Source organism: Methylophaga frappieri (assembly GCF_000260965.1).
Classification (GTDB): Bacteria; Pseudomonadota; Gammaproteobacteria; order Nitrosococcales; family Methylophagaceae; genus Methylophaga; species Methylophaga frappieri.
The window spans coordinates 657,519-669,786 of sequence record NC_017856.1; the positions used below are offsets into that span (position 1 = coordinate 657,519).

Genomic DNA, 12,268 nt, shown 5'->3' on the forward strand with positions numbered 1-12,268 from the left:
TCCTCCGAATTAGGCGACGACAATATTAACGAGTCGGCCAGGGACAACAATCACTTTTCGAACGGTCTGACCGTCCGTGAATCGTCGGGTAGTTTCATCAGCCATTGCTGCAGCTTCAACTGATGCCTTATCAGCATCTGCCGCCACCTCAATGCGTGAACGTAATTTACCATTGACCTGTACAATCAATTCAATTGTATCTTGTTTGAGTGCAGACGCATCGACTTCAGGCCAGACAGCATCAACAACGGCTGATTGATGCCCCAGCACTTGCCACAAGTGATGGCATATATGCGGCGTTATCGGCGACAACATCAGCACCACCAGCTCTAACGCTTCTTGGCGAACTGATAAAGCAGCGGCATCCTGCTCGTTAAACTTAGTCAGCGCGTTCATCAATTCCATCACTGCTGCGATAGCGGTATTGAAGGTATGACGTCGGCCAAGATCATCGGTGACCTTCGCCAAGGTCTGATGGGTTTGACGACGTAGGGCAGTAGCTGCTGCAGATTCTGGCGCGACTTTCGGCAATTCACCCTCAATCGTCTCACGATGTTCGTGTACCGCCCGCCATAGCCGCTTCAAAAATCGATTGGCGCCTTCTACGGCATTATCCGACCATTCCAAAGACATTTCTGGTGGCGCGGCAAACATCATGAACAAACGCGCCGTATCCGCGCCGTACTCGTCTATCAATGCCTGCGGATCAACGGTATTGCCCTTGGATTTGGACATTTTAGCCCCATCCTTCAGCACCATGCCTTGCGTCAGCAGGTTTGTGAAAGGTTCATCACTATCGATCAAGCCTTCGTCACGCAGTAATTTATGAAAAAATCGTGCATACAACAGATGTAAAACGGCATGTTCGATCCCGCCGATATACTGATCTACCGGCAACCAGTGGTCGGCACGTTTATCCAGCATCGCGTCGGGATTATCCGGGCACGCAAAGCGTGCGTAGTACCAGGAAGACTCAAAAAACGTATCGAAAGTATCTGTTTCTCGTTTTGCTGGCGCTTGGCAAGTGGGGCAGGTGCAGTTATAAAATTCAGGCATCGATTTAATTGGCGAGCCTGAGCCATCAACCACTACATCTTCCGGTAAGACAACCGGTAAATCTGCTTCAGGCACCGGCACAGCACCACAACTATCACAGTAAATAATAGGGATTGGTGTGCCCCAGTAACGTTGCCGCGACACGCCCCAATCGCGCAGACGATAATTCACTTTGCGCTCAGCTTCTGCTGAGATAGCCAACGCGTTGGCAATCGCATCAAAAGCGGCTTGGAAATCCAAGCCATCAAACTGCCCCGAATTGATCAAGCGACCTTTATCAGTGTATGCGGCAGTGTTGAGATCAACTGCTTCGCCAGAAATAGGTTCGATCACCTGTTTAACTGGCAATTCATAGGCCTGCGCAAACTCGAAATCCCGTTGATCGTGCGCGGGAACCGACATCACCGCGCCAGTACCATAGCCCATTAACACGAAATTGGCCGTCCATACCGGCACGGTTTCGCCTGTTACCGGATGAATTGCTCGCAACCCGGTATCGATGCCACGTTTTTGTACCGTTTCCAGGGCAGCTTCGGATGTGCCTGTTTGCAGACACTCGTCAACAAAGGCGCGAAGCTCAGGATTATTTTCCGCTGCTTGAAGGGTAAGCGGGTGATCAGGAGACAAAGCCAGATAGCTGACGCCCATCAGGGTGTCTGGACGCGTTGTGTAAACGGCAATGCGCTGCTCACTGCCATCAACAGCAAAACTGAACTGCAAGCCTTCGGAACGTCCAATCCAGTTTGCCTGCATGGTTTTTACTTGTTCCGGCCAGCCGGACAAGGTTTCTAGGCTGGTTAGCAACTCTTCCGCATAATCGGTGATTTTCATAAACCACTGAGGAATTTCTTTTCGCTCAACAGGAGCACCAGATCGCCAGCCTTTGCCATCAATAACCTGTTCGTTGGCTAAGACCGTCTGATCGACCGGGTCCCAATTCACAGCAGCGGTTTTGTTATAAACCAAACCTTTTTTGAACAAGCGAACAAATAACCACTGCTCCCAGCGATAATAGTCTGGCTTACAGGTAGCGATCTCGCGTTGCCAATCATAGGCTAACCCAAGTCGCTGTAACTGCCCACGCATGTAATCAATATTTTGATAAGTCCAAGTTGCTGGTGGAACTTGGTGCTTTATCGCAGCATTTTCAGCAGGTAACCCAAAGGCATCCCAGCCCATGGGCTGAAGCACATTTTTGCCTTGCATGCGCTGAAATCGGGAAATGACATCGCCAATCGTGTAGTTACGAACATGCCCCATATGGAGTTGTCCACTCGGATACGGAAACATCGACAGGCAATAGAATTTTTGTTTACTGGTATCTTCGGTTGCGCGAAAAGTTTGCTGGCGCTGCCAGTAGGACTGTACATCGGCTTCTAGCTGCGCAGGTTGGTATTCAGTGGACATGTTTCTTCTCAGACAAACTCAAAGCGGCTAAGCATACCGCAGGCACCGCCGCGCTTAAAGCGCGACGTAAATGAAATTGAAAATCAGACGGTCGGCTTGTTCCCGTAACGATAAACCGGATTTCACACTTTAAACTCTTCCAGCTTATGTCCTTTTTGTAGCGCTTCAGCCAGCCATAGCGGCCGCTTACCAAAGCCTTTCCATGTTTTATTTTCATCTTCGGGGTGCCGATATTTAACTGGTGTTTCAGAACGGCTTTTCCGATTTGGCGTCATCGCGATACGCAAGTTTTTCGCGACCGCACTAAGTGCCTCAGCAGGTGGCACTTTTTTACTCTTGGCTAATTCACGTAAGGCATTGGCAACGGCAATCACATCCGGATCTTTGCTATTTACAACAGCAACTTTCTTGGTTTTAAGTTTTTTAATTTGTTTTTTGGATTGGTGAATTAGTTTTTGTAATTCCTGCTCGGAAAAATCATTTAAATTCACATCAGATAATTTGCTCATTTGCTCATCTCGACTATTTGGTTTTGGCGAAATAGATTAACCACTTTGCAAAACAAAGAAAAAACCTCAAACAGCCATGAGTATTTGATATTTTTTATAAAGCTGATCGTGGGTTTCTTCGTTATCCGGATCCTTAGGGATGCAATCAACCGGGCACACTTCAACGCACTGTGGTGTATCAAAATGACCAACACACTCCGTACACAGCGCCGGATCAATCACATAAATCTCTTCACCCTGAGTAATGGCACCATTCGGACATTCCGGTTCACACACGTCACAATTGATACATTCATCAGTTATAAACAGCGACATACACGCTCCACGTCACTAACAGAAAAACTTATAGATCATAACGTTATTTGGGGTTTGCTTCCAGATATTCAATAAATGCTTTTTGAACACAAGGGGCAACAAACTGCGACACATCACCGCCCAGCAAAGCAATTTGGCGCACTAGGCTGGAAGACACAAAGGTGTATTGTTCTGCCGGCGCCAAAAAAAGCGTCTCCACTTCAACATGCAGACGTCGGTTAATGGCGGCTAACTGCACTTCATATTCAAAATCAGACACCGCGCGCAAACCACGAATAATCACATTAGCCTGTTTCTGACTGGCAAAATTAACCAGCAGGCCTGTAAAACCGGCCACTTCAACATTATCGAAGTCTTTAAAAATTTCTTGCGCCATGGCAACCCGTTGATCGAGGTCAAACAAACTGTGTTTACCTGTATCGGCAGCCACCGCCACAATTAATCTTTCAAATAACCGACTGGCTCGATTAACCAAATCTGTGTGGCCATGCGTGACCGGATCAAACGTCCCTGGGTAAATCGCTGTTATCGCCATTATGTCAACCTGCCTGTCAGGCAAATAATTTCTATTTTACGTTATCTCTGAATTCGCTGAAATCAAGACGCGTTTAATGCATCGAAAAAGTATCTATTTTTTACTTCATTCGGTTTGTTTCGGTAATGCCTGTAATAGGCCATGAGCGATAGCGGGCTGCACCACTAAACCATGGTTAAGATGATTGAGTTCAATCACACCTTTGGTTTCCACAAATGTCTCGATATAACGCATAAACTGTTTGGCATCCGGCAACATGACTTCCCGTTCTTCACCACCGACATAAACCGATAGGTGCTTTTGGTTTAATTGACGCTCCAATAACGCGGGACTGTCATGCCAAGTTTGCTTTAATTGGTTTAACAGATGGTTGTCATGCCACCAAAGTGAGGGACTGACAGCGATAAAGTGCTGATAATAGCCCGGGTTATTGAGTAACGTATTTAATGTAAACAACCCGCCAAGAGAATGGCCGTTCAAAGTGTAATTATCTTTATCCACATCATAGTGCGCGGCTAACCATGGTTTAAGCTGTTTCTCAATAAATTCACCTAACGCGGCTGCACCACCATAATTGACTGGCCCGTTTCTTCGCATATGCGCAAGGGGTTGTTTGGCAGGCAATGCCGTTGCTGGAGTAAAATCATACCAGCGCCGTTTCGTATCATAAGGCTCTGTAATGTCATATCCGATGCCGACAAGAATAGCTGGCTGTATGCCCTTGGGATGACGACTTGCCAGTCGTATCTGCTCTGCTACCGGCCGAAAGCAGGCATTAGCGTCCAATAAAAATATGACCGGAAACCCCGCATCTGGCACCTCACTATCAGGTACAGACACATAAATCCGACGTGTTTGATAGGCCGGTTCGTCTTGTTTAGCAAAATTATCGTGCATCTCAAATTCGACCGCATTGGTCACCAGCACGGGTCTCGATTGCACAGCAAGTTCCGCTTTCACCGTGTTTGAACAGGTAATTACAAAACTTAACCCCGCCATCAGCCAAAACAGACTTGCTGATGAACGCGTCACTGTGCGAAAAAATAAGTTTTGGACCACCCTGCCCCTTCGTTTTTGTTAAGCCGAACCGTTGGTATGCCGGGCATGAGGCAGCAAAACCGGTTGAAACAAGCTGATTTACTGCACTGGTTATAAAGTCGGTCTAGGCTGCTCTGGCAAACAAACAATAAGTGACATCACCTGCCGTTTTCGACTTTTGCATTTGCCAATTTTCCGGTAGCACTGGCACTGCCTGACCGGCCGGATATTCCAGATATATAAGACTGTGCGGCTGCAATAATTTGCGCTCTTCCAGCAATTCCGCCACCGATTGCCAATACTGTAATCGATAGGGAGGGTCGAGAAAAACGACATCATAGGGCTGTGATGTTTCCGTCAACATCATCCTGACATCTTGCCTGAATAATCGACACTCACCGGCCTGCAACTGCTGTTGCGTTGCGTTCAACAAAGCAAATGCTTGCTTGTCCTGTTCGACCAAATCGACTGATCTTGCACCACGGGAAGCGGCTTCAAACCCCAGCACACCGCTGCCGGCGAAGGCATCCAGACAATGAGCGCCACCCAGATCGGCCTGCAACCAGTTAAATACGGTTTCTCGTACCCTGTCGGGTGTCGGTCTTAAATCAGACAAATCAGCGAAACTGATTTTTCGTCCTCGCCAGCGGCCGCCAATGATGCGGACGCTGCCAGACGAATTTGATTTATTCTTCGACTTTGCCACCAACTAATACCGTAACCATTTTTTCCGGGTGAATTCGCCGTTCAAATGCCTCTTGAATTTGCGTCGCAGTCACGGCATTGACTTTCTCATTCAGCGTTTCCAGATAATCGAGCGGTAAATCATAAAAGCCAATTGCGCCCAGATAATCGGCAATTTTACTGTTGCTATCTACGCGCAGCGGAAAACCACCGGTAATATTCTGTTTGGCCGCCGCTAACTGTTCTGCAGTTGGACCATTTTCAACAAAGCGCGTCAGGGTTTGTTTCAGTACTTCCAAGGCTTCATCAGCCTGCGCATTGCGCGTCTGTAAGCCAAGTTGATAAGGACCAGCTTCACGCATCGGCTGAAAATAGCTGTAGGAACTATAACTTAACCCCCGTTTTTCCCGAATTTCGTTGCTGATCAAAGACACCAGACCACTACCACCCAGAATGTGATTACCGACATAAAGTGGAAAATAATCCGGATCATTTCTGGTCATGCCAGGTTGACCAACGAACAAGTGGGTTTGTGAAGACGGAAACGCAATGTGCTCAAAACTGGCTTCAGTCAATGCATCAACGGCTGGCAAAGCCGCCGCTTTGTCTCCCGGGTTTAACGATTGGCTCAAATTATCAGCAATTTTTCTTGCCTGTTGTTCTGTAATTGCCCCCACCAAAACCAGCGTTGCATTACCTGCCACATAGTAGCGATCAAAAAATCGTTGCAAATGTTCAGGTGTGATTTTTTCAAGACTCGCCATATCACCAGCAGGCATACGGTGATAGGGATGATCTCCAAATAGCGCAGCATAGAAGGCTCTTTCACCAATAGACTTGGGCGATTGCTGCTCTGCCTGCAAACGTGTTTTCAGCTGATTCTTTAAGCGTGCAAAGGGCGCTTCAGGGAAAATCGGTTCACTGGCCAGCTGGGTAAACATCGCTAATGCCGGTTCCAGTGCATCCTTTTTCGTCAATGTCCTGAGTTTAAGCAGCGCCATGTCACGCTCAGAACTTGTACTGAAATTGGCACCAACATTATCAAAGCTGGCGGCAATCGCATCACTGTCAGCTTGTTTGGTACCTTCATCAAGCATGGCATTGGTCATTAAAGCTGTGCCAGGCAGCGCGCCATCACGGGCGGCACCGGCATCAAAAATGAGCCTAACATCCAGCATGGGCAACTCAGGTGCTGCCACAAAATAGACTCGCGTCCCTTGCTCAGTCTGCCAATGTTGAATATCGGGGGATGCAGCAGCCGACAGACTCAGCAGGATGGCAGAAATAAATACAACGAACTTAGTGATCATGGGTTTCTCCTGCAGCCTGATTTTCCTCGACTGAATTCGACTTGGTCGCGAGCGGTACAAGCTCAGCAACCGTCAGACGGACATCATTGAAATATCGTTGGGCAACCTGTTGAACCTGAGCTGCAGTAACGGCCTGAATATGGTCGACATAGTCTTCGCCAACCTGCCAATCAAGACCAATCGTCTCTAACATGCCCAATTGCATCGCCTGATAAAAAACACTGTCTTTCTCATAAACCTCATCGGCGACAACTTGCGTTTTGACGCGTTGTAGCTCAACGTCACTGACCGGGTTCGCTTTAATTTCATCAAGCTGCGCCATAATCGCTTTTTGTAAGGCATCAACGGACTTACCCTGAGCTGGTGTACCACCAATAACAAACAAATCATCTAATCTGGAAAAGCTGCTGTTGTAGGCACTAATACCGGCAGCAACCTGCTGTTCACGCACCAGCTGCCGTTGAAAGCGACTGCTACTACTGCCGCTGAGAATGCCGGCAAGCACATCCAGCGCATAGGGCTCCCATGCTGTTTCCGCTGTGGTAACAACAGGCACTTTCCAGCCCATCATCAGCGACGGCAATGTTGCCGGCAATTGCATCTGAATATCACGTTTACCGCGCTGCTCAACCTCGATCTGAGGTTTGGGCGGTATCACCGTCTCTGGCTGCAAGGGACCAAAGTATTGTTTGGCCAAGGCGTGCACAGCATTGGGCTCAACATCACCAACCACAACGACAATCGCGTTGTTGGGTGCGTACCATTGTTGATACCAGTCTTCGAGATCGGCTTTCTGATAATGTTGAATATCCTGCATCCAGCCGATAACCGGGTGATGATAAGGGCTGTTCATAAAAGCCGTTGCGTTAAATGCTTCTCGCAACATACCCTGCGGATTATCATCTGTTCGCATACGGCGTTCTTCAGCAACGACATCACGCTCTTTAAGTAAGGCTTCTTCATCAATTTGCAGATTTCGCATGCGGTCTGCTTCCAGTTTGAAACTGACTTCCAGCCGGTCGGCACTGAGTGTTTGGAAATAAGCCGTGTAATCACGGCCCGTAAACGCGTTCTGACTACCGCCGTTATCGGCAATAATCTGGGAAAACTCGCCGGGTTTCAGATTTTTGGTACCGTTGAACATCATATGTTCCAGGATATGAGAAATACCCGTAATACCATTATATTCATAGCTAGAGCCGACTTTGTACCAAACCTGTGAAACAACAACCGGCGCGCGGTTATCTGGTTTGACCAGTAGTTTAAGACCATTGTCCAATTCAAACTCGCTGACTTGTGCCGTTGCGACTAACGGCAAGATCAACAGTAAAAACCCAATTTTTTTTAAATGTTGCATCTGCATCTCACATTTAATGACGTGGTAAGATCAAAAATCGAAGTCAATCGACCAAAAAAATCCATGTTTAGTTTCCTGAAAAAAAAATCTCGCACACCGGATACCGTTGCAGAGACAGCTGCTGAAGCAGCACCCTACCAGACCGATACCGCGCCTGCAGCACAATCTGTAGCAGATAAGCGCCCCGGCATATTTAATCGTCTTCGACAAGGCCTGAAACGGACCAGTCAGCAACTCACAGATGGGTTTGCTAACTTGTTGCTGGGTAAAAAAGAAATCGATGACGATTTGCTTGAGGAACTGGAAACCCAATTACTTTCCGCCGATTTGGGTATCGATGCCACCCAGGCTATTATTTCCGATCTCACTCAGCAAGTTGCGCGCAAACAGCTCTCTGATCCAGAAGCCTTGTTCACGGCATTGCGTAATAACATGGTTGCCATGCTGAAACCGGTGGCACAACCGCTGCAGCTCGACCCTTCAAACGGCCCTTTCGTGATTTTGATGGTGGGCATTAACGGTGTTGGTAAAACGACAACTATCGGTAAGCTGGCAAAACAATATCAACAACAGGGACATGCCGTCATGCTGGCGGCCGGCGACACGTTTCGAGCCGCCGCAGTTGAACAATTGCAAGTCTGGGGGGAGCGTAATCAAATTCCGGTTATTGCCCAACAGCATGGTGCCGATTCCGCTTCCGTGATTTTTGATGCACTGCAGGCTGCCAAGGCCCGCAAGATTGATGTCCTGATCGCCGATACTGCGGGACGCTTGCATACCCAATCCAATCTTATGGAAGAGTTGAAAAAAGTGAAACGTGTGATGAGTAAGATCGACCCCATTGCGCCACACGAAATCATGCTGGTAGTCGATGCCGGTACCGGACAGAATGCACTATCTCAGGCGAAACAATTTCATGCCGCAGTTGGGCTGACAGGCATTACGCTCACCAAACTCGATGGCACTGCCAAGGGCGGTATTATTTTCGCAATTGCACACCAAACCGGACTACCGATTCGATATATCGGTATAGGTGAGCAAATCGATGATTTGCGCACTTTTGAAGCAGACGATTTCGTCGATGCGTTATTGGGGCGTGAAGACGCAGCATGATTCAGTTTAATGATGTTTATAAGCGTTACCCCAATCAGTACGAAGCTTTATCTGGACTTAGTTTTGAACTTGATAAAGGTGAAATGGCCTTTTTAACCGGCCACTCCGGGGCGGGTAAAAGTACGCTTTTGAAGTTAATTGCTTTGATTGAACGGAGTTCACACGGACAAGTCATTGTCAATAATCAAAATCTTGGCCGGCTGCCGAAATGGAAGATTCCTTATTATCGCCGCAAAATCGGGCTGGTGTTTCAAGACCATAATCTGCTTCACGACAGAACCGTATTTGATAATGTCGCTCTGCCGCTCATCATTGCGGGTGAAAATCATCGAGAAATCGGTCGGCGCGTCCGCGCTGCACTTGATAAAGTCGGGCTGTTGTCAAAAGAGCGAACGCATCCCATCGCCTTATCAGGGGGTGAACAACAACGTGTTGGCATTGCTCGTGCCGTAGTCAATCGCCCCCCTGTTTTACTTGCAGACGAACCAACCGGCAATCTTGATCCGACACTATCTCAAGAAATCATGGCGCTTTTTACCCAATTCAATCAGGTCGGTGTTACCGTCTTTATCGCCAGTCATGATCAGGAGTTAATTAATCGCCTGCCGTACCGACGCATCACCTTGAATCATGGCCGACTGGCGGTCCAATAATGCCGATGTTCAAATTAGATAATTATTTACTTCGCCATGCTCAAGTGGCGTTAACCAGTTTAGGCGAGTTATGGCGACAGCCATTATCCAGCACCATGACTATTCTCGTTATTGGCATTGCCTTATCCCTGCCAGCCGGTCTGTTTGTGTTACTGAAAAATGTAGAACAACTCAGCGGTGAATGGCAGCAAGCCAGTCGTATCTCAGTATTTTTGAAAGCGGAGGTCAGTGATAGTCATGGTCAGCAATTGGTTGATCAACTGACAAATTGGCCGGCAATCAACAACATTGAATTTCAATCCGCTGCCGCGTCTTTGGCTGAATTTCGACAACTATCCGGTTTGGGTGAGGTGATTGATACCTTACCGCACAACCCATTACCAGCAGTTATCATCATTGAGCCCGCTGAGCAGGATATTTCTTCGCACAGCCATCAGGACTTACTGGAGCGACTGCAACAGCTCGCAGAGGTGGAACAAGCCCAACTGGATTTACAATGGCTGCTCCGCTTGCAACAACTCAGGCAAACAGGTGAACGTGGCATTGCAGTTCTGGCCGCATTACTGTCATTGAGTGTGTTATTGGTCATCGGCAATACCATTCGTCTGGCAATATTGAACCGGCAAAGTGAAATAAAGGTCATTAAATTGGTCGGCGGTACCAACACTTTTGTCCGCCGCCCCTTTCTTTACACCGGATTCTGGTATGGTCTGATTGGCGGCCTGATTGCCTGGATAACGGTATTAATTGGCTTGGCCATCATTAGTGGCCCCATCAACAAACTGGCGTTGCTGTATGAAAGTCAATTTAGCTTGCAATGGCTTGCTGGCCAGCTCTTGATATTTTTGCCTGCCGCCGGAATATTATTGGGTACGGGGGGCGCATGGCTGGCAGTAAGCCGGCATTTGGATGCGATTGAACCCAGTTAAATCGGCCATTAAGTGAACTTTTTCCTGATTTTGCGCTCTAATATTTTCATGAGATTTGAGCTAGTGCTAAAATCGCGAAACAAATATTGACAGGGAGACAGCCCTATGACAGCAAACGACGTTGCGCAATATCAATTAGCTACTGCGCCGATCGGTAATCTTGATGCCTACACCAGTTTGGTGCATCAAATTCCGGTTTTGTCTGCGGAAGAAGAGCATGAGTTAGCCACCCGCCTGCAACAGCAAGGTGACTTGGACGCGGCACAGCGTCTGGTTCTGTCTCATCTGCGCTTTGTCGTCAAAATTGCTCGAGGCTACAGTGGTTATGGTCTGCCTGTTGCTGATTTGATCCAAGAAGGCAATATTGGTTTGATGAAAGCCGTTAAACGATTCGATCCAGACAAAGGGGTTCGCTTGGTTTCCTTTGCCGTGCATTGGATCCGTGCTGAAATTCATGAATATGTGATTCGCAACTGGCGCATCGTCAAAATTGCTACGACTAAAGCTCAACGTAAGTTGTTCTTTAACCTTCGGAGTGCGAAACAACGGTTAGGCTGGCTCAATCAAGAAGAAGTTGAATCAGTTGCCGAAGATCTGGGTGTGACGCCGGCAAACGTCATGGAAATGGAACGTCGCTTGGCTCAGCCTGACACGGCATTTGATTTGCCGAACGATACCGACGACGAAGAAACCCACTTTTCTCCTTCGGCTTATCTGGCAGCGCCAGAAGGATCCGATCCTTCCATGCAATTGGAGCAGGACGATTATGCTGACTATCAACAGCAAAAACTGGTTAATGCTTTGGCAACGTTGGATGAACGTAGTCGCGATATCATCAGTCAGCGATGGTTACAGGAAAACGATAAAGCCACATTGCATACATTGGCCGATCAATATCAAGTATCAGCAGAACGTATTCGGCAAATTGAAAGTAGCGCCATGAAAAAGCTGAAACAGCTTATGCATTAATTGAAGTTGCATGTAAAAAAGCCCGCGCAATGCGGGCTTTTTGTTTGGTCGTGACCATTATAAATTTAGCGTTCCAGCATCTCTGTCTTGCCCGATTTACCATCCCACTCCTCTGCATCAGGCAAAGGGTCTTTGCGCTCTGAAATAATTGGCCAGGTTTGGGATAACTCGGCATTGATATCCACAAATTTCATTTGCGCATCAGGCAAATCATCTTCAGAAAAAATAGCTTCAGCAGGACACTCCGGTTCACATAACGTGCAGTCAATACATTCATCCGGATCAATAACTAAAAAGTTAGGCCCCTCATGAAAACAATCTACCGGGCAAACATCAACGCAATCTGTATATTTACATTTAATACAGTTCTCGGTGACAACAAAGGCCATGCTT

General features: G+C 47.6%; 13 protein-coding genes. 4 read left to right on the forward strand and 9 right to left on the reverse strand.

Annotation, left to right across the window (positions count from 1 at the left end; genetic code table 11):
* Nucleotides 1-9: 9 nt before the first annotated feature.
* The 8 genes from leuS to Q7C_RS02935 all read right to left on the reverse strand — a co-directional run bounded on the left by leuS (nt 10) and on the right by Q7C_RS02935 (nt 8,211).
* Nucleotides 10-2,463 (reverse strand): leucine--tRNA ligase, encoded by a 2,454-nt coding sequence (gene leuS, locus Q7C_RS02900; RefSeq protein WP_014703193.1) that lies wholly within the window; start codon nt 2,461-2,463, stop codon nt 10-12.
* A gap of 122 nt (nt 2,464-2,585) precedes the next feature.
* Nucleotides 2,586-2,972, reverse strand: coding sequence for an H-NS histone family protein (locus tag Q7C_RS02905; RefSeq protein WP_014703194.1), 387 nt, complete (start codon nt 2,970-2,972; stop codon nt 2,586-2,588).
* A 66-nt stretch (nt 2,973-3,038) separates the two neighbouring features.
* Nucleotides 3,039-3,287 carry a YfhL family 4Fe-4S dicluster ferredoxin gene (locus tag Q7C_RS02910; RefSeq protein ID WP_014703195.1) on the reverse strand — a complete coding sequence of 83 codons (249 nt, stop codon included), beginning with the start codon at nt 3,285-3,287 and terminating at the stop codon, nt 3,039-3,041.
* Between the two features lie 43 nt (nt 3,288-3,330).
* On the reverse strand, nt 3,331-3,822 hold the full coding sequence (coaD, locus tag Q7C_RS02915; protein WP_014703196.1) for a pantetheine-phosphate adenylyltransferase: 492 nt from the start codon (nt 3,820-3,822) through the stop codon (nt 3,331-3,333).
* Nucleotides 3,823-3,927: 105 nt separating this feature from the next.
* Nucleotides 3,928-4,764, reverse strand: coding sequence for an alpha/beta hydrolase (locus tag Q7C_RS02920; RefSeq protein ID WP_187287369.1), 837 nt, complete (start codon nt 4,762-4,764; stop codon nt 3,928-3,930).
* 220 nt (nt 4,765-4,984) lie between these two features.
* Complete coding sequence (rsmD, locus tag Q7C_RS02925) at nt 4,985-5,566, reverse strand: 16S rRNA (guanine(966)-N(2))-methyltransferase RsmD (protein WP_014703198.1); 582 nt, start codon at nt 5,564-5,566, stop codon at nt 4,985-4,987.
* On the reverse strand, nt 5,547-6,854 hold the full coding sequence (locus Q7C_RS02930; protein ID WP_014703199.1) for a M16 family metallopeptidase: 1,308 nt from the start codon (nt 6,852-6,854) through the stop codon (nt 5,547-5,549). The genes rsmD and Q7C_RS02930 overlap by 20 nt, the downstream gene beginning before the upstream one ends.
* The gene (locus Q7C_RS02935; RefSeq protein ID WP_014703200.1) at nt 6,844-8,211 is read right to left on the reverse strand and encodes a M16 family metallopeptidase; all 1,368 of its coding nucleotides are present in this window, start codon (nt 8,209-8,211) and stop codon (nt 6,844-6,846) included. The genes Q7C_RS02930 and Q7C_RS02935 overlap by 11 nt, the downstream gene beginning before the upstream one ends.
* Before the next feature lie 63 nt (nt 8,212-8,274).
* Between Q7C_RS02935 and ftsY the strand changes: the two genes are divergently transcribed.
* The 4 genes from ftsY to rpoH all read left to right on the forward strand — a co-directional run bounded on the left by ftsY (nt 8,275) and on the right by rpoH (nt 11,875).
* Nucleotides 8,275-9,324, forward strand: coding sequence for a signal recognition particle-docking protein FtsY (gene ftsY / locus Q7C_RS02940; protein ID WP_041366451.1), 1,050 nt, complete (start codon nt 8,275-8,277; stop codon nt 9,322-9,324).
* Nucleotides 9,321-9,977, forward strand: coding sequence for a cell division ATP-binding protein FtsE (gene ftsE / locus Q7C_RS02945; RefSeq protein ID WP_014703202.1), 657 nt, complete (start codon nt 9,321-9,323; stop codon nt 9,975-9,977). The genes ftsY and ftsE overlap by 4 nt, the downstream gene beginning before the upstream one ends.
* On the forward strand, nt 9,977-10,906 hold the full coding sequence (ftsX, locus tag Q7C_RS02950) for a permease-like cell division protein FtsX (RefSeq protein WP_014703203.1): 930 nt from the start codon (nt 9,977-9,979) through the stop codon (nt 10,904-10,906). Before ftsE ends, ftsX begins: the two co-directional genes overlap by 1 nt.
* 105 nt (nt 10,907-11,011) lie before the next feature.
* Entirely contained in the window at nt 11,012-11,875 is an 864-nt protein-coding gene (gene rpoH / locus Q7C_RS02955) for an RNA polymerase sigma factor RpoH (RefSeq protein ID WP_014703204.1), read from the forward strand.
* Nucleotides 11,876-11,940: 65 nt separating this feature from the next.
* On the opposite strand, the gene fdxA is transcribed toward rpoH, so the two are convergent.
* Nucleotides 11,941-12,264: a ferredoxin FdxA gene (gene fdxA, locus Q7C_RS02960; RefSeq protein ID WP_014703205.1), complete on the reverse strand. Its 324-nt coding sequence runs from the start codon at nt 12,262-12,264 to the stop codon at nt 11,941-11,943.
* Nucleotides 12,265-12,268: the final 4 nt, after the last annotated feature.

Coding starts and splice junctions, on each gene's coding strand:
- Q7C_RS02905 (WP_014703194.1), bottom strand. CDS start 2,972: ATGAGCAAATTATCTGATGTGAATTTAAATGATTTTTCCGAGCAGGAA.
- ftsY (WP_041366451.1), top strand. CDS start 8,275: ATGTTTAGTTTCCTGAAAAAAAAATCTCGCACACCGGATACCGTTGCA.
- fdxA (WP_014703205.1), bottom strand. CDS start 12,264: ATGGCCTTTGTTGTCACCGAGAACTGTATTAAATGTAAATATACAGAT.
- ftsX (WP_014703203.1), top strand. CDS start 9,977: ATGCCGATGTTCAAATTAGATAATTATTTACTTCGCCATGCTCAAGTG.
- Q7C_RS02935 (WP_014703200.1), bottom strand. CDS start 8,211: ATGCAACATTTAAAAAAAATTGGGTTTTTACTGTTGATCTTGCCGTTA.
- Q7C_RS02930 (WP_014703199.1), bottom strand. CDS start 6,854: ATGATCACTAAGTTCGTTGTATTTATTTCTGCCATCCTGCTGAGTCTG.
- ftsE (WP_014703202.1), top strand. CDS start 9,321: ATGATTCAGTTTAATGATGTTTATAAGCGTTACCCCAATCAGTACGAA.
- leuS (WP_014703193.1), bottom strand. CDS start 2,463: ATGTCCACTGAATACCAACCTGCGCAGCTAGAAGCCGATGTACAGTCC.
- rpoH (WP_014703204.1), top strand. CDS start 11,012: ATGACAGCAAACGACGTTGCGCAATATCAATTAGCTACTGCGCCGATC.
- coaD (WP_014703196.1), bottom strand. CDS start 3,822: ATGGCGATAACAGCGATTTACCCAGGGACGTTTGATCCGGTCACGCAT.
- Q7C_RS02910 (WP_014703195.1), bottom strand. CDS start 3,287: ATGTCGCTGTTTATAACTGATGAATGTATCAATTGTGACGTGTGTGAA.